The organism is Ornithinibacillus proteolyticus (genome assembly GCF_039581225.1).
GTDB lineage: Bacteria > Bacillota > Bacilli > Bacillales > Amphibacillaceae > Ornithinibacillus > Ornithinibacillus massiliensis.
Genome location: NZ_JBCPXV010000053.1, coordinates 1 through 18,823 on the forward strand (window position 1 = coordinate 1; position 18,823 = coordinate 18,823).

At 37.2% G+C, this 18,823-nt stretch carries 20 protein-coding genes, 3 pseudogenes and 2 other annotated features; of the genes and pseudogenes, 13 read left to right on the forward strand and 10 right to left on the reverse strand.

Features of this window, described 5'->3' with window-relative positions; translation table 11 throughout:
• Positions 1 to 136: 136 nt before the first annotated feature.
• From AAIB49_RS17090 to AAIB49_RS17100, 3 genes are read right to left on the reverse strand one after another with little or no spacing between them, the layout of a single operon-like run.
• Positions 137 to 919, reverse strand: a complete 783-nt coding sequence (locus AAIB49_RS17090; protein WP_339216930.1) for a hypothetical protein — start codon at positions 917 to 919, stop codon at positions 137 to 139.
• Complete coding sequence (locus AAIB49_RS17095; RefSeq protein WP_343458709.1) at positions 903 to 1,787, reverse strand: ATP-binding cassette domain-containing protein; 885 nt, start codon at positions 1,785 to 1,787, stop codon at positions 903 to 905. The genes AAIB49_RS17090 and AAIB49_RS17095 overlap by 17 nt, the downstream gene beginning before the upstream one ends.
• Positions 1,784 to 2,161 (reverse strand): GntR family transcriptional regulator, encoded by a 378-nt coding sequence (locus AAIB49_RS17100; protein ID WP_339217854.1) that lies wholly within the window; start codon positions 2,159 to 2,161, stop codon positions 1,784 to 1,786. The genes AAIB49_RS17095 and AAIB49_RS17100 overlap by 4 nt, the downstream gene beginning before the upstream one ends.
• A gap of 212 nt (positions 2,162 to 2,373) precedes the next feature.
• On the opposite strand from AAIB49_RS17100, the gene AAIB49_RS17105 reads away from it, so the two are divergent.
• From AAIB49_RS17105 to rlmD, 3 genes are all read left to right on the forward strand, one after another.
• Entirely contained in the window at positions 2,374 to 3,090 is a 717-nt protein-coding gene (locus AAIB49_RS17105; protein ID WP_339216927.1) for an MBL fold metallo-hydrolase, read from the forward strand.
• On the forward strand, positions 3,090 to 3,656 hold the full coding sequence (locus AAIB49_RS17110) for a TetR/AcrR family transcriptional regulator (RefSeq protein ID WP_339216926.1): 567 nt from the start codon (positions 3,090 to 3,092) through the stop codon (positions 3,654 to 3,656). The genes AAIB49_RS17105 and AAIB49_RS17110 overlap by 1 nt, the downstream gene beginning before the upstream one ends.
• A gap of 167 nt (positions 3,657 to 3,823) precedes the next feature.
• Positions 3,824 to 5,212, forward strand: coding sequence for a 23S rRNA (uracil(1939)-C(5))-methyltransferase RlmD (gene rlmD / locus AAIB49_RS17115; RefSeq protein WP_343458710.1), 1,389 nt, complete (start codon positions 3,824 to 3,826; stop codon positions 5,210 to 5,212).
• Here rlmD and AAIB49_RS17120 read toward each other — a convergent pair.
• On the reverse strand, positions 5,106 to 6,692 hold the full coding sequence (locus AAIB49_RS17120; RefSeq protein WP_343458711.1) for a recombinase family protein: 1,587 nt from the start codon (positions 6,690 to 6,692) through the stop codon (positions 5,106 to 5,108). The two genes, rlmD and AAIB49_RS17120, sit on opposite strands and share 107 nt — an antisense overlap.
• Complete coding sequence (locus tag AAIB49_RS17125; protein ID WP_343458712.1) at positions 6,689 to 6,853, reverse strand: hypothetical protein; 165 nt, start codon at positions 6,851 to 6,853, stop codon at positions 6,689 to 6,691. Before AAIB49_RS17125 ends, AAIB49_RS17120 begins: the two co-directional genes overlap by 4 nt.
• Positions 6,854 to 7,351: 498 nt before the next feature.
• Here AAIB49_RS17125 and AAIB49_RS17130 point away from each other — a divergent pair, with 498 nt between their 5' ends.
• A complete protein-coding gene (locus AAIB49_RS17130) occupies positions 7,352 to 8,509 on the forward strand; it encodes a phage/plasmid replication domain-containing protein (protein ID WP_343458714.1) in 1,158 nt (385 codons plus the stop codon).
• Here AAIB49_RS17130 and AAIB49_RS17135 read toward each other — a convergent pair.
• Positions 8,475 to 8,729 (reverse strand): hypothetical protein, encoded by a 255-nt coding sequence (locus AAIB49_RS17135; protein ID WP_343458715.1) that lies wholly within the window; start codon positions 8,727 to 8,729, stop codon positions 8,475 to 8,477. The two genes, AAIB49_RS17130 and AAIB49_RS17135, sit on opposite strands and share 35 nt — an antisense overlap.
• Before the next feature lie 288 nt (positions 8,730 to 9,017).
• Between AAIB49_RS17135 and AAIB49_RS17140 the strand changes: the two genes are divergently transcribed.
• The 3 genes and pseudogenes from AAIB49_RS17140 (at position 9,018) to thrS (ending at position 12,417) form a co-directional block, all read left to right on the forward strand.
• Entirely contained in the window at positions 9,018 to 9,395 is a 378-nt protein-coding gene (locus AAIB49_RS17140) for a GIY-YIG nuclease family protein (RefSeq protein ID WP_343458717.1), read from the forward strand.
• Positions 9,396 to 9,528: 133 nt separating this feature from the next.
• Positions 9,529 to 9,765: pseudogene (locus tag AAIB49_RS17145) on the forward strand (type I restriction endonuclease subunit R); the annotation flags it as partial.
• Between the two features lie 186 nt (positions 9,766 to 9,951).
• Positions 9,952 to 10,176 (forward strand) — a binding site (T-box leader).
• A gap of 43 nt (positions 10,177 to 10,219) precedes the next feature.
• Positions 10,220 to 10,443 (forward strand) — a binding site (T-box leader).
• Between the two features lie 66 nt (positions 10,444 to 10,509).
• Positions 10,510 to 12,417, forward strand: coding sequence for a threonine--tRNA ligase (gene thrS / locus AAIB49_RS17150; RefSeq protein ID WP_481857883.1), 1,908 nt, complete (start codon positions 10,510 to 10,512; stop codon positions 12,415 to 12,417).
• 263 nt (positions 12,418 to 12,680) lie between these two features.
• Here thrS and AAIB49_RS17155 read toward each other — a convergent pair whose 3' ends face one another.
• A complete protein-coding gene (locus AAIB49_RS17155) occupies positions 12,681 to 13,055 on the reverse strand; it encodes a hypothetical protein (protein WP_343458721.1) in 375 nt (124 codons plus the stop codon).
• 239 nt (positions 13,056 to 13,294) lie between these two features.
• Here AAIB49_RS17155 and AAIB49_RS17160 point away from each other — a divergent pair, with 239 nt between their 5' ends.
• The 5 genes from AAIB49_RS17160 (at position 13,295) to AAIB49_RS17180 (ending at position 16,743) form a co-directional block, all read left to right on the forward strand.
• A complete protein-coding gene (locus AAIB49_RS17160; RefSeq protein WP_343458723.1) occupies positions 13,295 to 13,504 on the forward strand; it encodes a hypothetical protein in 210 nt (69 codons plus the stop codon).
• 245 nt (positions 13,505 to 13,749) lie between these two features.
• Positions 13,750 to 14,301 carry a DUF6431 domain-containing protein gene (locus AAIB49_RS17165; RefSeq protein WP_339213341.1) on the forward strand — a complete coding sequence of 184 codons (552 nt, stop codon included), beginning with the start codon at positions 13,750 to 13,752 and terminating at the stop codon, positions 14,299 to 14,301.
• 114 nt (positions 14,302 to 14,415) lie between these two features.
• On the forward strand, positions 14,416 to 15,687 hold the full coding sequence (locus tag AAIB49_RS17170) for an IS481 family transposase (RefSeq protein WP_339213339.1): 1,272 nt from the start codon (positions 14,416 to 14,418) through the stop codon (positions 15,685 to 15,687).
• Positions 15,680 to 16,480: an ExeA family protein gene (locus tag AAIB49_RS17175; RefSeq protein WP_339213337.1), complete on the forward strand. Its 801-nt coding sequence runs from the start codon at positions 15,680 to 15,682 to the stop codon at positions 16,478 to 16,480. The genes AAIB49_RS17170 and AAIB49_RS17175 overlap by 8 nt, the downstream gene beginning before the upstream one ends.
• The gene (locus AAIB49_RS17180; RefSeq protein ID WP_339213335.1) at positions 16,477 to 16,743 is read left to right on the forward strand and encodes a DUF5348 domain-containing protein; all 267 of its coding nucleotides are present in this window, start codon (positions 16,477 to 16,479) and stop codon (positions 16,741 to 16,743) included. The genes AAIB49_RS17175 and AAIB49_RS17180 overlap by 4 nt, the downstream gene beginning before the upstream one ends.
• 567 nt (positions 16,744 to 17,310) lie before the next feature.
• On the opposite strand, the gene AAIB49_RS20020 is transcribed toward AAIB49_RS17180, so the two are convergent.
• From AAIB49_RS20020 to AAIB49_RS20030, 3 genes and pseudogenes are all read right to left on the reverse strand, one after another.
• Positions 17,311 to 17,565, reverse strand: coding sequence for a YvrJ family protein (locus tag AAIB49_RS20020; protein WP_481857884.1), 255 nt, complete (start codon positions 17,563 to 17,565; stop codon positions 17,311 to 17,313).
• Positions 17,562 to 17,872: pseudogene (locus tag AAIB49_RS20025) on the reverse strand (transposase domain-containing protein); the annotation flags it as partial. The pseudogene AAIB49_RS20025 and the gene AAIB49_RS20020, both read right to left, overlap by 4 nt.
• Positions 17,873 to 17,953: 81 nt before the next feature.
• On the reverse strand, positions 17,954 to 18,232 hold the full coding sequence (locus AAIB49_RS20030) for an IS66 family transposase zinc-finger binding domain-containing protein (protein WP_481857882.1): 279 nt from the start codon (positions 18,230 to 18,232) through the stop codon (positions 17,954 to 17,956).
• Between the two features lie 102 nt (positions 18,233 to 18,334).
• Here AAIB49_RS20030 and AAIB49_RS17195 point away from each other — a divergent pair.
• A pseudogene (locus tag AAIB49_RS17195) lies at positions 18,335 to 18,571 on the forward strand (FGGY family carbohydrate kinase); the annotation flags it as partial.
• Positions 18,572 to 18,823: the final 252 nt, after the last annotated feature.

Consider the following 18,823-nt stretch of genomic DNA (forward strand, 5'->3'; position numbering starts at 1 on the left):
GTATACCGCCAAAATGGGTAAATCTAGTTTAGGAAATGGAAATGATTTCAAAAAACTGGTTCCAAGCAATTTTCAATCGCTTGGAACCAGTTTTTTATTACTTACAGGCTGGTTTTGTCCCAGCCTCCTTATCAGGTTAAATTTTGATAGGAGCATTTTTACTGAAATAACGGATTAGTATAATCAAGACCAATCCTAAGACAATCAGAACAATTTCTGACATGCTAGCGGGAATAAAATCTGTAGTAATTATCCGGTCAGGAATTGGTAGTTCCAGTGAAGTGCGCAATAGGGAGTCTTTAACAATCATGATAACAAACCCGATTAAAACAGTACCTAAGCCGATAATCGTATTGAATCGGTAAAAGCCCATACCGATGAGCCAGCCTATTAAATAGTAAAAAAAGATATTAATTGCATAAACTAGAATGGATAGGAACCAGTTACTCGATGGTTCTACATAAGGAGATAAAATAAATGTCAGTACAATATCACTAACGATATGAGCCTCAACATCTAAAGCAGACGTATTAAATTCAGCTGCTTTAAATGTGAATATATCCATCCTCGTTAATAGGAACTGAAGGAATGATGAAATAACTAATGTAATAATTGGGATCATAAAGGATAAACCAATTGAAGAGAGTAAGGCACCTTTATAGTAATCCTTTCTCGTCACACCATTTTCCACATAATAGGCTAAAAAGAACGTAGTCAATATTCCGATGACAAACATATAAATACCAGCAGCTACAAATACAGCATTATAATACGTATCTAATTCGTTTCCGTTCATATATAGAGATATTCCTTTAATAATCTGGACAATAAGCATTACTCCTAAAAGTGCAATTGTCCAAGAGGACAGAGCCATAAACATATCAGAAGCAACTTTAGGATAATTAGCTTTTTGTTTCATATACATCATCCTCCTTTGTTAAATGCACAAATAACTCATGAAGTGTTACTGGTGCAATGTCTATCCCTTTATCTGATGCAATTCTTCGTTCATCTCCCGAAAGTTCTCCCAAGATAGTAACCGCTTTGGTTCCTCCTAAGCGCTCTTCATGAATCGATTGTTTCGATTGAACAAAGTCCTCCACAACATCCGCATTACCAGTGATTTTTGCCCCTTTTGAAATAAGCGCATCATAATTCTCCTGAAGCATGATTTTTCCTCCATGCAATAGCAGTACTTCATCAAATAAATAATCCATTTCTGATACAAGATGGGTAGAAAGGATAATGGTTCTTGGATGCCTTTCTTGGTCTTCAAGCAATTCCTTATAAAAGATATCCCGAGAAGGTGCGTCCATTCCTAAATACACCTCATCAAAAATGGTTAGTGGTGCTCTACTTGCGAGTCCGATGGTCACATTTACAGCGGATTGCATTCCTTTAGAGAGCTTTTTAATAGCCTTCTTCTGGTCGAGCTTAAATCGTTTCACTAGGTATTCAGCATATTCACGATCAAAGTTAGGACGAAACCGTGCCACACCATCTAAGAGTTTTTTGATATTATCTGTATCATCCTTATAGTCCTTGTTGTAAAGAAAGGCAACCTGTTGCATAATAGAGGCATTTTCAAATGGTTCCTCACCATTAATGGTAACGGAGCCAGCGGTTTGTTCACGAAATGAGGCGAGGATAGATAGTAGAGAAGTTTTTCCAGCTCCATTTCGTCCTAAAAGTCCATAGATTTTCTTATCTGTTAACTCGAATGATACATCCTGTAAGGCAGCATAATTCCCATACTTTAAACTAAGCTTATCAACTTTTACATTCATTCTTTATCACGACCTTTTACTTTTTTAATAAAACCGATGATCTCGCTTTCTGTAATTTCCAGTTTATCTGCTTCTTGTACGAGCTTGATAATGTAGTCTTCGATAAAAGATTCTTTTCTTTTTTGGAGAAGCTTTTCTCTTGCTCCTTCTGCAACAAACATTCCAATCCCTCTCTTTTTATAGAGAATTCCTTCATCAACTAGCTGACTTATACCTTTAGCTACGGTGACGTGATTAATTTTATAGAAGTTAACTAGCTGATTGGTCGAAGGAGCCTGTTCTCCTTCTTTAAGCTGTTTATTAATGATTTGATCTTCAATTTTTTCCCGAATCTGGATATAGATCGGTTTATCTTGATCAAAAGCCTTGCTCATTTTATCGCCCACTATCTTCATTTGGTTATATCCTAATACGGTTATATAGTCATGTATATAACTATAATAGTGGGGTTGGAATCTGTCAATAGCGATTAAGCGAAATTTACAAAAATAGGCTTGCAAAAGGTGCGACGATGAATTACATTAAAACTAATGGTATTAGTTTTTGCGGTTTGGTATGAATATAAAGGGATGAGGAGGAAGAATGGATGAGAGTTGTACGTTATCAGAATCTGTATCAATTGACGGTTTTACCGAGGGTTTTTCCAGTTAATTGTTATATTTATGAGGAAGAAAACGAGCTTACGTTAATTGATGCTGGTATCCCAGGGAGTTATAAAGGGATCGTTAAAATGGTTAAAGAACTGAATAAGCCATTAACCAATATTATATTAACTCATGCACATGGGGATCATGTTGGGGCTTTGGATAGATTGAAGCAGACATTTCCTAATATAATCGTATCCATATCAGAAAGGGATAGTAGATTACTAAGGGGAGATGTTTCATTGGATCGAGATGAACCACAAATGCCAATTAAAGGTGGAGTTCCAAAAGGTTTAACGACGAAAGCTGACCACCTGTTAAAGGAAGGTGATCGAGTAGGATCGCTTGAAGTTCTTGCTACTCCTGGACATACACCGGGGTCCATCTCATTACTCGCTGCAAAACATGGGATAATGATAGCAGGAGATGCTTTACAAACTCGTGGAAGGATGGCGGTTGGAGGACAATTAGTGTGGAGCTTTCCTTTTCCTGCTTTTGGCACATGGAACAAAGAAATTGCTCTTGAAAGTGCAAGGAAGATTATGTCCAGAGAACCTATATTATTAGCTGTTGGACATGGAGACATGATTGAAAATCCAGGTCCGAATTTGGAAAAGGCGATTAATGAGGCAGAGAGTCAAATAGAGAAAGGAGTCTGATGATGCCGCGAGTAGGACTTAACTTAGAGCAAATAGTTCAGACTGCTGCTGAAATAGCAGATAATCAAGGAACAGAAGCAGTGACATTAGCGGGTATTGCAAGAGAACTATCTGTTCGCCCACCATCACTATTTAACCATGTAAAAGGGCTGCCCCAGATTAAAAGGGAGCTATCCCTTCTCGGAGTGAAAAAACTGTTTCAAAGAATGAACGATGCGACAAGAGAAAAATCGGGGGATGAGGCTATATTTGCTATAGCTAATGCCTATCTTCAGTTTACAAGAGAGCACCCTGGATTGTACGAATACACGATTGCGTTACCAAAGCCTAAGGATGAAGAAATAGAAAGAGAAAGTAATAAAATACTTACCCTCATTCTTACACTATTTCAATCCTATCCATTATCAGAGGAAAATGCCATCCATGCGGTGAGGGGATTTAGAAGTATTTTGCACGGCTTTTCCTCACTAGAACAAAAGGGTGGATTTGGCATGCCTATTGAACGAAATGATAGTTTACATTATATGATTAGGGTATTTTTAGCTGGTCTTAATAAAACAGAATGATACCGAATATGCCTGCTATTTTTTTCTAGCAGGCTTTTAAAATAAATATAGGAATTCCCAATTAAGTTCTCATCCGCTATAATAGGAAAGTATGTAAAGAAATAGAACTGTTAAGATTGATACTATAGTGTTTATATAGATAATGACTGTGAGAGGAGGAAACAATCTTGACGACAGTAAATAGTGAAACATATATTGCAGAAATAAATGATTTAGATAAAAAAGGTTCGGGTCGAGCGGTTGTTTGGCGTGATATTGGCGAGGTTAATCCTAGAAAGCTAAAGCTTACGATTCCACAAACATTACCGGGTGAAAAGGTACGTGTTACAGTGGGACAGCCAGACCGAAGAAGAACTAGAGTTATGCCGGAAGAAATTGTAGAGGCACATCCAGAACGAGTAGCGCCTCCATGCCCGCATTTTGAACGATGTGGTGGTTGTGTATGGCAGCACTGGACCTATACAGGGCAATTAAATGAAAAAACAAATCATGTAAAGAAAGTCTTGGAACAGCAAGGATTTGATCCTAGTCTCGTTCATGACACCATTGGCATGGACAATCCGTGGCATTACCGGAATAAGATGGAGTTTACGTTTTCTAAGGAAGGCGATTTAGGGCTTCACGAATTAGGAAATTGGAGAAAGATTATTTCTTTAGAAACTTGCCTAATTGCTGGTAAGGATATGGTAGAAGCTACAATGGAGGTTGCTAACTGGGCTAAAGCTCATGAATTATCAGGCTATGATAAGGATACCCATGAAGGCTTACTACGCCACCTGATGGTTCGTCAGTCATTTGCAACTGGTGAAATTATGTTAGGTCTATTTGCTACGGAGGGTCCTACTGGGGAACTAGAAGTGGCAGCGAAAGATTTAGAAGACAGAATTACTACCAAATTCCCTAAAGTAAAGAGTCTAATGTGGTTTAAAAATACCGACTGGGGTGACCGTACTCAAGCAGAAGAATCCCATATTCTAGCAGGACGCGACTTCATTTATGATGAGATGCTAGATTATCGCTTCCGTATTTGGTTTGATACGTTCTTCCAAACAAATCCAACACAGGCGCAAAAGCTAGTCGAATTGGCACTAGAAATGGGGAAACCAAAAGAAACAGAAAAAATGATTGATCTATTCTGTGGTGTTGGTACATTCTCGCTTCCATTTGCTAGCCGAGTTGGGAAGCTAGCGGGAATAGAAATCGTCGAAACCTCTATTGAATCTGCTAAACGTAACGCGAAGGATAATGGAATCTCGAACACATACTTCCTAGCAAAAGATGCTAGACGTGGAATTGATGAAGTGCTAGAGAGCTTTGGTATCCCTGAGCTTCTATTATTAGATCCACCTCGTTCTGGTGCTGGTGGAAAAGTAATGCGCAGAATCGGTCGTGCTCAGCCAGAACGTATTGTCTATGTATCTTGTAATCCTGATACATTTGCAATTGATATTAAGGAACTAGAGCCGTTTGGTTATGAACTAGTAGAAGTTCAGCCGGTTGATTTATTCCCGCATACGACGCACGTGGAGTGCTGTGCGTTGCTCGTAAAAAAATAGAAGATATATAAGGGTCCGAGAATCGGTAATGGATTCTCGGACTCCCATCTTCTTTTATTTCAATTCTTTCTATTAGTTTGTGAAGCATTTCTTCGTCAAGAACAGGGTTTTGAACAAACCGTTCAATTTGTTGGATTAGTTTTGTAAAATCAATCGTTTGTTTTTGTTGAAGTAATCCCTGTTCTAATTTTAACTTTTCCTCATTCAATTTAGCGAGTTGGATACCATTATCCTCAATGAGCAATCTGTATTCTTCATCTTGTATTTCACCCCGTATTTTCATGCGAAGTGCAGCCGTTTTGTCCTTCTTTATGTTTTCTATCTCCTTGAGAATGTTAGTGAGTAGTTTTTGATCCCGCTGAATGAAGTTTGCAATCTTTTTCTCAATGTCTTTTTGAATAGATTTTGTTGAGAGTGCTGAAAACATTTGCTTTATATCATTTGAAATTGCTTCAATCAGTCTATCTTCCCTTACATGATGATCTGAACATTTTGTATGACCATATTTATTGTATGCCCCACAAATATAACCTTTACGATTGGCTTTATAGTGCATACTCTTACCACAATCAGCACAAAAGGAAATATTTGTGAAGAGGTGTTTTTTAGCATATGGTCGTTTACGTTTTCTTTCAGAGATTAACTGTTGAACAACATGAAAATCATCTTTGGAGATAATAGGCTCATGTGTGTTTTTGATGACAACATAATTTTCTGGGTCAATCTTTTTTCGTTTTTCAGTTGTTACACTAATTGAAGTTTCCTTTTGTTGAACTAGATTACCGATGTAATGTTGATTTTCTAGTATTTTTCTAACTGTAGATCCATGCCAAAGTGAACTTGCATTTCTCTTTCCTGCAATTTCAGAAGGAGTTGGTATGCCTTCCTCTAGTAGCTCCCTTGCAATTCTGTCAAATCCCTTTCCTGAAAGATAAGAGTTGAATATTCGACGTACAACATCGGGAGTAGAGTCAACTCTGACTTTTAAAATTCCATTTTCAACATAGTATCCGTAGGGTGGAATGGAACCTTTAAATTTTCCTATCTTTGCTCTGATTTGTAGAGCGGTCTTCACACGTTCACTTGTTCTTTGGGATTCTTGTTCATACATCCAAGCATATAGTCCAAACATCTGAGTATTTCCCGATAGTGTGTCAATAGCACCATCCATGGTGAGGATGTGTATACCTTGAATTTCTGCTAGATTTTTAATCTCATAAGATAATTGTCCATTTCTGGCTAATCTGGATAATTCCTTTGCCAAAATAATGTCGAACTTCTTCAATCTTGCATCTTCAATCATCCGTTTTAGAGCGGGACGTTTCTTTGATTTCGTTCCAGACTCAATGTCTAAATATATATCAAATAAGTCCCATCCCTTCTCGGATAATAGATTCATAAACAATTCTTTTTGGTTTTCAAGGGACTGTTTTTGTTCCTCTTTGTTTGTTGAGACACGAATGTAAATTGCTGATCTCATGCCACATCCTCTCCTTTCTTGTTAGAAGAGTCAGTGGAATTCACCTTAGTATTATCATAGAATTCCTTAATGAGTTCGTCAATTTTTTCATTCAAGATGGATTGGAAAATGTCTTCGAGGGTAATTGGGGATTGGTTATTGAAGATTCTTTCGAGGGTCATTATGTTTTCCTCCTGCTGTTTTTATTTTTGATGCAATCCAATTGTATGTGGGAGATGGGGAAACACCTAAGAAAATAGGTTCGAGGGTGTTTAACCTTGGATTGTAAGTTAATCATACCCAAGCTCCTAATTAAAAATCAAAGTTATTAGGTTCGAGGGTACAAATTTTTTCGAATTACCGTTATAAATCATCTGTAAAGTTACTAGAACAATATAGACCCACAATACCTTTATTGCTCCTTCAGCAAATCATACAATTAAACTATCAACGTAAAGCAGCTTCCCTAAATTTTCCTCAAAAAGCGAGTATACAACTTCTCTTATAACTGTCTTTCTTTGGAAAACTCTTGAAGAATAGCAAAACTAAATTCCACATTGCGTTCCTGCAATGTGATGAGGGTCTTTTAAATAGGTTCGGCTTGGGAAAATTTTATGTTGGAAATCTATTGATAGTGTGGACTTTTCATAGTCCCAAAATAAAAATACAGGAGTTGATGAATGATGTTACATTCGTTTGAAATGTTATTGCCAATAAATTATGAGGACGTACGACACTTGTTTTACAAGTATGGAGTTAAAGTAGACAAATATGAACATTTTGGTGCTGCTGTAATAGCTTTGAATCAAAAAGTAAAAGATAGGTTTACCGCTTATGGAATCAGGTGGATAAGCTCCCAAGGAAAAGGAGTTTGGTATCTTCATTTGAAAGTCGATGCTATCAAAATACTTGGAAGGAGTAACATTACAGACAACGACTATGATGCAGTAGAAGCGGATATTCGAGTTTTTTTGATTAAACACTTTGGCCATGCCTCATACTTTAATTCTCATCGGCTTACACGAATCGACTATAGATTTGATGCAGTGGTACCAAATCCTAATGAAAGAAAGTTGTTGTTTCACTTGTTTGAAAAATACACCAAAAAGTATGGCTTTAAAGAAATGGTCAAATGGGGAAAGGACGAAAATGGTAATCCAATCAAATATGAAACATCACAATACCATAAATGCAAGAGTGTTGAACTTTTCATCTACAGTAAGGAGGATGAACGGAAAGCAAAAGGGGAAAAAATAGAGTCGTATGACCGCAATCGAGTTAGATACGAGCTGAGATTGAAAAATGAACATTTGAACGGAATGACAAGAGACGATAAAGGGACAGGTAGATCGAAGAAACTAAGGACTTACTTTTCGAATGCTTTATCTGAACAATATTTGAAAAAACACGTTTTGCCAATTGTCCACAAAGGTGATTATTACAAAATTACCGAAGCGGAAAAAATTATAGAAAATAGTTCTTTTTCAAAATTGAAAAAGGAAAAACTCCGAGCATTCCTCATTTCTATCTCCAAGGGTAATATTGATACTCCTCTTAAAAAAGGTATATCAAAGCCCACATATCGACTATACCTTCGTGACCTTGAAAATATTAGGGTCAATCCAATCCTCATCCCCCCAAGAACCGCACGGATTTTCCAAATACCTTCAAAAATCCCTTTGAATTTTGAGAGCCACTACAAAAGAAACAATGGAAAAGGGCGATCTTGTTCCTTTTCCAATATAATGATTGGTGATTATAATGAAGTTGTTTTTCCCCACTGTATAAACCGAAAAATTACAGTCAATCCCCCTCCGGAATCTGTTGCATACAGATAGTTGCGTCTGCTGACTCCCATTCAATGATTGTCTTTCCTTCTTCTTGGGTCATTTCAGTTACTCGTAATAAATAATCACCGGCTGGAAAGGCTTCTAGAAACATCAATGAACCAACCTCTAACTTCTTCTCGCTTTTAATGCAAGATAGCTTTCCGAATCTGTTAACGAAAAAATAGTCATAATTTCCATCAAAATCCCTGAATGGATGTGAAACTAACATACCTTTACATCTCCTTCGATTTTGTTTTATCGAAACTAGCTTGATGTTCTATTATTTGTAATTATATCAAGTGGAGTATTAGGTAAAAAGGGAAATCTTTTATGTTAACACTTACACATACTATAGTCAAAGGGAAAGTGAATTCGGCAAAGGAAACCATTGACTATAATAAATGGTATGAAAATAGTAATAGTAGGAAACACTAAATAATTTACTCGAATGAATAAAATAGAAATTGTTCACAAATACTCCTACTGAATTCATTTTTTCAAAGGAGTGTGCTTGGAAATGGCATCAAAGTGTGGCGTTTATTTTTTTCAAGAGACTAAAGGCGGGTTGGTAAAGATAGGCAAGTCAAACGATTGGGATAGAAGGTTACAGGTAATAAATACCGGCCCCTATGAAGTTGTCAAGTTACATACTATTGAAACAGACAACCCCTTGATTGTGGAAAGACATTTTAAACGGTACTTTAAGGATAAAGGAGTAAGGGGCGAGTGGCATTGCTTATCGGAAGGGGATATTAATTGGATTCGTGCAGGTCAATACCCCATAAACATTCAATTATCCATTATAGGTGAAGAGTATAAAATGAAATTATTGAAGAAACACAGGTGGCTATTCGAGGAAATCGAGAAAGATGAGAAAAAGCGTGATTCATTCTAGTAATGTTAATAAAGCCAATTTTGTACTTAGTGTAAGACGGACAACCTGTTTTTTACGATAACCATCCCCCAACTACATCTAACCCTCCCACTGAATATATGTTAAAGCACCAGTCAGTCGGGAGGGGAACGGATTGACGAGGAAAAAGTATTCGGAACGTAATATATGTACGAAATTCATTACTCCCGCCCTTATACAAACAGGGTGGGATTTACATAAGCATATTCGTGAAGAGGTTTCCTTTACAGCGGGTCGTATACTTGTAAAGGGAAAGAAGCATGTTCGTAAGAAAAATAAACGTGAGGATTACATCCTTTATCGCAAAAGCATTTTACCTTTGGCTGTTGTTGGAGCAAAGGGTGCTGAGCATCAACAAAAAAACATAAAGACTTCCCAAATCAACTGAAAAACCTATTTATCCTCTAAATAATGGTTGCGAAAGTGTTGAATTCGTAATCTGTTAGAATTTAAAGAGTGGGGTTCCTAACCAAAAAGGGATTGCAAAATGAATTAAGATAATGTAATATATGAAGAAATCAAAATTCATTTGACTATTAAAATAGCTACGATAAGGATATGAGCAACTTTTTACGGTTTACAGAGAGGGAAGTTACGCTGAAATCTTCCTAACGCAGGACAGTTGTCTTACCACCTTTGAGCTGTATTGGGGAATCTAAGTATCCAATACCGTTAATGCTACGTTACAGCACCAGAGCCATATAGGTATATTTTGCCTTATGGGAATTTGGGTGGAACCACGGATAACACATTCGTCCCTCTTCTAGGGATGGGTGTGTTTTTTTATTTGTGCCAAAAGAATTACAATAATTGCTATGAAAAGGACATGAGTTACTTTTAACGGTTTACAGAGAGGGAAGTTGTGCTGAGATCTTCCTAACGCAGGAGAGTAACTTACCACCTTTGAGCTGTATTGAGGAATCAAGTATTCAATGCCGTAAATGCTACGTTACAGCACCATAAGCCATAAAGCTACTTACAGCCTTATGGAAATTTGGGTGGAACCACGGATTACACATTCGTCCCTCTTCTAGGGATGAGTGTGTTTTTTTATTTAACAAAATGATAAAGGAGTGTTTTGACGATGAGTGAAGAAATGGTAAGGATTCAATTTCCAGATGGGAAGGTAAAGGAGTTTCCTGTAGGTACTACTGTAGAGAAGGTTGCAGGGGTTATTAGCTCAAGTTTAAGGAAAAATGCAGTGGCGGGAAAAGTAGATAATCAAATTGTAGATTTGAGCTATGAGTTAAACCGAGACGCAAGTCTATCTGTTCTAACGCTGGATTCGGAAGAGGGAGTACATGTACTACGTCATACGACAGCACACGTATTAGCACAAGCGGTAAAGAGATTATTTGGCAATGTGAAATTGGGTATAGGGCCTGTTATTGAAGATGGATTTTACTATGATATGAAATTGGAGCAAAGTTTGAATTCAGATGACCTACATGCTATCGAAAAAGAGATGGAAAGAGTCATAAATGAAAATTTTGGGATTCAACGAATAGAAGTATCTTATGAAGAAGCCGAAAGATTATTTGAAGAAAACGATGAACCATATAAGATAGAAATATTAAAAGGCCTTCCTAAAGGTGAAAAAATTACTTTATATAAACAAGGAGAATTCATTGACCTTTGCCGTGGCCCACATTTACCTTCTACAGGTTTCATAAAGGCATTCAAATTGACACGAGTCTCGGGTGCTTATTGGCGGGGAGATAGTGATAATGATGTTCTACAACGAGTCTATGGAGTTGCTTTTAAAAATAAAAAAGATTTGGAACAACATTTGAACTTCCTAGAAGAAGCAGAAAAGCGAGATCATCGAAAGTTGGGGAAACAATTAGAATTATTTATGTTCTCGGAGGAAGCTCCAGGAATGCCATTTTATTTGCCAAAAGGACAAATAGTAAGGAATGAATTGGAAAGGTTCTCCAGAGAAATACAAAGCAGTGCATATTATGATGAAGTTCGTACGCCTTTCATGATGAATCAAGAACTATGGGAGAAATCAGGCCATTGGGACCATTACCATGAAAATATGTATTTTTCAGAAGTAGATAACACAAAATTTGCTTTGAAACCGATGAATTGTCCGGGGCATATGCTCATATTTAAAAATAACCTATACTCTTATAGAGATCTCCCCATAAGATTGGCAGAGTTTGGCCAAGTTCATCGTCATGAATATAGTGGTGCATTAAATGGGTTGCTTAGGGTTCGTACATTTTGTCAAGATGATGCTCACATATTCGTCCGAGAGGATCAAATTGAAAGTGAAATTAAGCAGGTGTTCAATTTAATTGATCAGGTTTATCGTACATTCGGTTTTGATTATTCGGTTGAACTTTCGACTCGTCCAGAGGATTCATTGGGTGATGATCTTCTTTGGGAAATCTCTGAAACAGCATTAAGAAATGTACTTGATACTCTTAATGTTGACTATCAATTAAACGAGGGGGACGGAGCGTTTTATGGTCCAAAGATTGATTTTCACATCAAAGATGCTTTAAAACGAAGCCACCAATGTGGAACAATTCAACTTGATTTTCAAATGCCTGAAAAATTTGACCTTACTTATGTAAATGAAAAAAATGAAAAGGTTCGTCCTGTTGTTATTCATCGGGCTATTTTTGGCTCTATTGATCGTTTCTTTGGAATTCTGATTGAACATTTTGCTGGAGCTTTTCCGTTATGGTTAGCACCAGTACAGGTACAAATAATACCCGTCTCAAAAGTTCATTTGGATTACTGTCTTAGTATTCAAAAGGAATTGGGGAATTTAGGTATAAGAGTGAGAATTGATGATCGTAATGAAAAACTTGGATATAAAATAAGGGAAGCACAGATGCAAAAAATCCCGTACATGGCAGTTGTAGGGGACAATGAAGTAAAAGAAGAAACAATAAATGTAAGAGAATATGGGGAAAAACAGTCAAAGAATGAACCTTTAGAAGGTTTTAAGAATAAAGTTGTTCAGCAGATAAAAGAACGAAGCCTTTAGTCTTTTTTGTTCTTTCCTTTTGGAAATGAATAAAGGAGAATGATAATGAATTGACAAAATGGAGGCTTCTAGTTGTGATTGAGGCGATACACTTCAATGAGTTTTATATACAAAATGACGAAAGAACCAATTTTGGCTCTTTCGTCATTAATGCTTGTAGGAATTCATGAAGTTGATTAATGCCTGAGCTATCAAATCTTGCATTTTTAGATGAGGGTATTGATCATCACTAAATTTGCTGAATTCCTCGTAAATATCAGTGTTCATTTTGATGCTTTTATTGACGAACCTTGCGCATCTTTACCATAAATTCGTTCATCAAATAACATCAACTTGTTTTTCTCGTATAGCTGAACGATATTTTTAAGGGTGTCTAGGTTCTTTTGGATAAACGTAATCTCTGATAATTCTTCCTTTTCATTGGCCTTTTTTCGCTCGTCCTCTGATCGCACAAAAGGGTAATATTGCTTGTCCGACTGGTGATAAAAATAATCACCAACCCTCATTTCTTTTGTGAAAGTGCTGTATTTGATACCAACAACTTCCGCCACTTTTCTCAAATCATACTTTTGTAATAGTTGGTTTACCTCGATGACTCTTTTCGATGGCTCCATTGTGTAGAATGTGTCTTTGTCCATGGGCACAACCCCTTTCTTTTTGTAAAGATATAGTATTATAGAAGAAATACAATGTTCTTATTCCAAATTTCAACAATAATTTTGGAAGTTTGTAAGGAAACGGTGAATTTTATAAGAAAAAGGTATTAGATGTAACTGGAGCGAATACGAAAGGTCAAAAGTAAATACAGTGATTATATAGAGATAATGGGAAAATATGGGGGTGTATAAATGATGCCCTTTGGGAGGGATTGCATTTTATGAAGTTTAAGTATTACAATGACACGGGAAGAATAGTCAGTATTCATCCAGCAACATTTACTCATGGCTGTAAGGGTGACGGTACTCCAATAAAGCCAAATGAAGAAAGGTTGTTTACGTTACCGGTTAATACATATCCGTGGGTGAAAATGTGGGATTATGGTGGCGAAAAAGGATTGCATATTTTAGTGTCACCATATAAGGATTGAGCTATATTTTTGCTACTGTTTTAAGGTGAATTCTACTGCTCCGCAATATTTGCTATGGTTTGTCTACATCTAGCACTCTACGCATGTGGAGTGTGTAGCACTACTTGTAAGAAAATAATAATGTAAAGCATCACTTTATCCCATCCAAAATTGGCCTATTTAAATCAAATTCCTCCAGTATGATTACTGTACTTTCCTGACACAATATGCTAAATTTTTTGCATATTATAAGGGGGAGTTTTTTTATGATCATTTCATTTAATTTTGGAATTGGCCTTGAAGAGTATGGGGCAAGGGAAAAAGAGAATGAATTTCCAACATTTGACCGATGCCCCAATTGTAACTGCATTTCACAGGGAAATCTTCATCGTAACGGCTTCTATTGGCGCTATGGAATAGATGAACAAAGGGAACTGCGGATTCCAATTTGTCGTTTCAAATGCTTGGTTTGCAAGGTCAATATCTCTATTTTACCTGATTTTCTTATTCCTTATTTCCAACATACATTACATACGATTATTGATAGGGTACTTCGTTTCTTGGAGGGGAAGAAAGTGAATGAAAGCCGTCAGCAATTAGCCCAGCACGTCAGACGCTTTTATGAACAGCTTCATTGGATACATAGCTTTTTTGTGGATTTAGGGCATCAATTGGGGTTTTCAAAAAGACTCAAAAAAGAAGCCCTAAAATATATGAAAATGATCCTTGATTTTGGAGAATCATCCTTCTTTCGAAGGAGCTGGGGTCATTTATCATCATACTTTATGGGCAAATTAATTTTACCATATTTTTCGTAATAAAAAAATAGTATTAATCCCACATAAGTCTTGCCTATGAAACTATTGATGAAAAAAGTAGAATAAAAGCAATGGATAACCGGTTGTCCTTCTTATAAAAAGGAGGAAAAATTCATGAATGAGAAAACACGGGAAGAAATTGCTTTATTTCGTTATGGCTTGATTGCCCCACTTTTGAATGGGCAAATGAAGCCAAAGGAATATTTTCAAGAAATGGAGGGGAAAATCCACCAGGTTCCTTACTATGGGAAACGGAAGGTTGCAGCTAAAACCATGCAAGAATGGCTTCTTCATTACCGTAGGAATGGTTTTGATGCTTTGAAACCAAAAAGGCGTTCCGATCGTGGGGATTCTAGAAGACTATCGCCAGATGATAAGGATCATATTTTAGAAATACGAAGGGAATTTCTCCATATGCCTGTCAGTGTTTTTTACGACCAACTGATTAAACGTGGGGAAATACAAAAGCACGACGTTTCATACGCCACCATCAATAGGCTCCTAAAAGAACATAAGTTAGCTGGTAGATATCATACGAGCTATCATCCAGAAAAAGAACGGAAACGATTTGCCCACGATAAGGTCAATGTATTGTGGCAGGCGGATTTGTCACACGGTCCATATATTCAAATCAATGGAAAAGCGAAGAAAACGTTTCTTATTGCATATATTGATGACTGTTCCAGGCTTGTACCTTACGCACAATTTTTCTCTTCCGAGAAATTCGATGGATTGCGTGAAGTGACGAGGGAAGCGTTGATACGACGTGGGAAACCGACCATCATTTATGCGGATAACGGCAAAATTTATCGGTCTGATACGCTGCAATATGCATGTGCCCAATTAGGGATTACATTAGCACACACGCAGCCTTATGATCCTAAAAGCAAAGGGAAAATCGAGAGATTATTTAAAACCATACAAACACGTTTTTATCCACTGTTAAAAAGTGATCCGGTTCATTCCCTAGAGGAATTAAATGAACGTTTTTGGCAGTGGCTTGAGGAGGATTACCACCGAAAGCCACATGCCTCTCTAGATGGGAAAACACCACACGAAGTGTTCCATTCCCAACTAGATCATATCACATTTTTAGAGGACCTATCCATTTTAGATACCATTTTCTTAAAACGGGCAGAAAGAAAGGTAAAATTGGATGGTACAATTACGTTGGACAAACAATTATACGAGGTACCCTCTCACTATATTGGTCAAAAGATTGAAGTTAGAATGGATGAACAAGCTGTCTATATTTTCAAGGATGGAAAGAAGGTAGTAGAAGCCGTTCCAGTCTCTATGCATGACAACGCTCATATTAAGCGAAGACAATCGCCATTCGCCGTATCGGAAACAACAGATCAGGGGGAGGAAATGAATCGTGTATAAATCATTTTATTCCCTAGCAAAAACACCATTTTCCAAAGATATGAACCAAGCAGAAGCCTTCCCGTCCGCAGGATATCAGGAGGCATTGAATGGACTGGAATATTTACGGAAATCCAAAGGGATTGGGTTAGTTATCGGCGATCCCGGTGCTGGAAAGACATTTACTTTGCGGTCATTTAAGGAGTCCCTTAACCCAGCATTATATCATGTGGTTTACTTCCCATTGTCTACGGGTGGCGTGATGGACTTTTATCGGGGATTGGCTTACGGTTTGGGGGAGGATCCGAAGTTTCGTAAAGTGGATCTGTTTCGCCAAATCCAACAAGGAATTGAACGAATGGATCAGGAACGCAAGGTTACACCTGTCTTTATTCTAGATGAGATGCATATGGCAAAAGATGCCTTTTTACAGGATCTAGCTATTCTTTTTAACTTTCAGATGGATTCAACGAATCCTTTTATCCTTATATTAGCGGGCTTGCCACATTTAAAAACGCGACTGAATCTGAATCACCATCGACCATTAGCCCAACGAGTCATCATGAGGTATCAACTACAGCCATTAAGTAAAGAGGATGTATCCGCCTATATTGATCACCATTTGAAAATGGCAGGATCCAAAATGCCTATTTTCACAGCAACTGCCTTTGAGGCAATCGCTCTACGGTCCCAAGGATGGCCTCGAGTTATTAATACATTAACTATCAATAGCCTTTTATATGGGGCGCAACTGAAGAAAGAACAAATAGATGAAGAAATTGTTCGCCTGGCTGCCGAAGAGGGTGGTTTATGATGCGTCGTGGAATCATGTTTTTTGATTTTGGTAAGCAAGAATGGAATATATGGATTGGTCAGCAAGCCTATGAAATAGTACAAGGAATGTCAGTTGAAATACGTATTCAGAATCGTTATTTTAGAACTTGTATGGAGAAAGATAGCCCTGACTGGTTGATAACGATTGAAAATGAAGTCACATTTACACTCAGCCTATTTGAAGTGTATAGGGTACGTGTTTTACAAATGGATTTAATACCTGCATTTAATCTCCCTTTTTAGGGGGATTTTCTTTCAAATGCGCGTCTGAAAGAATTTGCATATTAATTTTCAAAACTGAATTAAAGTGAAAAAGTCGGCACATTATTTCAGATTTCTAACTGGATTAAAGTGAAATTAGATGTCTGGGATAATGTGCTAATTTACAAAGCTATCTCAAAGAGTGGTTCTATGAGGGACAAATCAAGAGAAGAGGTTATTAAATTTATGGAAAACAATAAAGCTGAATGGGGGTTAAGGGTGTTCGATTTCAAGGAGAAGGTTGAATCCCTAATTAAGTCAACAATTGACGAAAAAGTTCCAATAGGACCTATAAATTTTTGGAATTTAGATATAGTCATACCTGCTAGTTGTAAAGCAGTTTTTAATTCTGTATTATTTGTGTCACCCTCTATGACTTCCCAAGCAGACCTATGTGTATCTCTCGTAATGCTAAAGCCTCGTTTGGTGCCATAATTTTATTCTTAGTGGCATAAATGAATTTCTCCTTTTGTTATTTATTTTGATGCGCATCTGTTATAGAAAGAGGGAACAAAGCAAAAATATAAACCAACAAATCAACTTATTGTTTTATTTAACTGTTAATTTTTTGATAGCTTCAGATAAATTAATTATTACCTTCTCTAACTCCCCTAACTTTCGTTCGAATCTAACAAATAAATAAACTGTTATTGCTATAGGAAACCCAAAGTTTCCTATGATAGATACCCAAATTGGTGTGTAGATAAATTTCGTTAAAAAATTGCCGGAAATAAGAACGTTTATTCTGTAATCGTGAAATAGTCCACACCTATTCTCGAGATGCGGACTAATGTTATGATTTATTTAGCTTGATTAGGTACTCTGCATTCCATTGGAATAGCTGGTAACCAAGGTAAGAACTGATCTAGCTTAGATTTATCTGTCGTATCCATATTAGGAAGCTCCTCGAATAAGTAGCTAAGATAGTTAAATGGATTTAATCCATTTTCCTTAGCTGTCTCTACAAGACTATAATAAAGGCGCTAGACTTTGCCCCCTTTGTAGTGTTACTAATAATCCAGGCCTTGCGTCCCAGCACAAAAGGTTTGATTGGCCGTTCTGCACAGTTATTATCTATCTCCAAACGACCATCCTTTAGGAATGACTCTAATCATTCTCACTGGTTACGACAATATTTAAGGGCTTGGCCAAGTGCGCTTTTTGGCAGTACAAGAGGCGTTTGTTCACGAAGCTATACTGAAAAATCCTCCAACACTGGCTGGCTGCGTTCCAAATGTTTCTCCTGGCGATACAAAGGCATACCCTCTAGATACTTTTGTGCCATCGTATATGCCATTGCCGATGGAGATGCTAGACTTCCCGGGAAAATAGGAGGTGGCATCGATACAGTTTGAATAGGTGTCTCTATTTCATTGCGCTCACAATAACAATTATAAACGTGGCGAATATGTTCCGTCACTTTTACTTGTGCTGGAATAATTTTTAATTCTTTACGCAATTCCGTGCTCATTTCATGCAGCGTACCACCGCAACACGAACAAACCTGGTCCTCATCGAATAAACGGTATTCAATCGTCTCCGTAGGCAGGTTTTCAAGCATTCGTTCACGTTTGGAATTACAAACCAACGAGAAACAACAGTTGTGTGGGACAAAGAAACAGGGAAACCAATTTATCATGCGATCGTCTGGCAATCCAGACAGACAGCAGACATCTGTAAAGAATTAGAAGAACAAGGACATAATGATACATTCCGTGAAAAAACCGGCTTATTAATTGATGCATATTTTTCCGGTACAAAGGTGAAATGGATACTAGATCATGTTGATGGAGCAAGAGAAAAAGCAGAACGTTTTTAATTTTGCCTCCAGCTCTTCCTTTTCCATTTCAAGCTTTTCTGTGCTCTCTTTGTAATATTTAATTCATCGGTGGCCAAACTCGGAGATTAAATAAATTGGTTTGGATGTTTTTTTATTTGAATGAATTTCATAATTCTTAGCCCTTGTGTATCAAGGGGTTTAAGAGATAAAAAAAGAAGTACCTCCCCAAATCTTGTATAATGGTAGTTGACCACAAACCATAAAAAGACTGGAGGAGTACTT

Excerpts from the sequence above, each read along its gene's own strand:
- AAIB49_RS17090 (WP_339216930.1), bottom strand. The coding sequence starts at position 919 with ATGAAACAAAAAGCTAATTATCCTAAAGTTGCTTCTGATATGTTTATG.
- AAIB49_RS17095 (WP_343458709.1), bottom strand. The coding sequence starts at position 1,787 with ATGAATGTAAAAGTTGATAAGCTTAGTTTAAAGTATGGGAATTATGCT.
- AAIB49_RS17100 (WP_339217854.1), bottom strand. The coding sequence starts at position 2,161 with ATGAGCAAGGCTTTTGATCAAGATAAACCGATCTATATCCAGATTCGG.
- AAIB49_RS17105 (WP_339216927.1), top strand. The coding sequence starts at position 2,374 with ATGAGAGTTGTACGTTATCAGAATCTGTATCAATTGACGGTTTTACCG.
- AAIB49_RS17110 (WP_339216926.1), top strand. The coding sequence starts at position 3,090 with ATGATGCCGCGAGTAGGACTTAACTTAGAGCAAATAGTTCAGACTGCT.
- AAIB49_RS17120 (WP_343458711.1), bottom strand. The coding sequence starts at position 6,692 with ATGAGATCAGCAATTTACATTCGTGTCTCAACAAACAAAGAGGAACAA.
- AAIB49_RS17125 (WP_343458712.1), bottom strand. The coding sequence starts at position 6,853 with ATGACCCTCGAAAGAATCTTCAATAACCAATCCCCAATTACCCTCGAA.
- AAIB49_RS17130 (WP_343458714.1), top strand. The coding sequence starts at position 7,352 with ATGATGTTACATTCGTTTGAAATGTTATTGCCAATAAATTATGAGGAC.
- AAIB49_RS17135 (WP_343458715.1), bottom strand. The coding sequence starts at position 8,729 with ATGTTAGTTTCACATCCATTCAGGGATTTTGATGGAAATTATGACTAT.
- AAIB49_RS17140 (WP_343458717.1), top strand. The coding sequence starts at position 9,018 with ATGGCATCAAAGTGTGGCGTTTATTTTTTTCAAGAGACTAAAGGCGGG.
- thrS (WP_481857883.1), top strand. The coding sequence starts at position 10,510 with ATGGTAAGGATTCAATTTCCAGATGGGAAGGTAAAGGAGTTTCCTGTA.
- AAIB49_RS17155 (WP_343458721.1), bottom strand. The coding sequence starts at position 13,055 with ATGGACAAAGACACATTCTACACAATGGAGCCATCGAAAAGAGTCATC.
- AAIB49_RS17160 (WP_343458723.1), top strand. The coding sequence starts at position 13,295 with ATGAAGTTTAAGTATTACAATGACACGGGAAGAATAGTCAGTATTCAT.
- AAIB49_RS17165 (WP_339213341.1), top strand. The coding sequence starts at position 13,750 with ATGATCATTTCATTTAATTTTGGAATTGGCCTTGAAGAGTATGGGGCA.
- AAIB49_RS17170 (WP_339213339.1), top strand. The coding sequence starts at position 14,416 with ATGAATGAGAAAACACGGGAAGAAATTGCTTTATTTCGTTATGGCTTG.
- AAIB49_RS17180 (WP_339213335.1), top strand. The coding sequence starts at position 16,477 with ATGATGCGTCGTGGAATCATGTTTTTTGATTTTGGTAAGCAAGAATGG.
- AAIB49_RS20030 (WP_481857882.1), bottom strand. The coding sequence starts at position 18,232 with ATGAGCACGGAATTGCGTAAAGAATTAAAAATTATTCCAGCACAAGTA.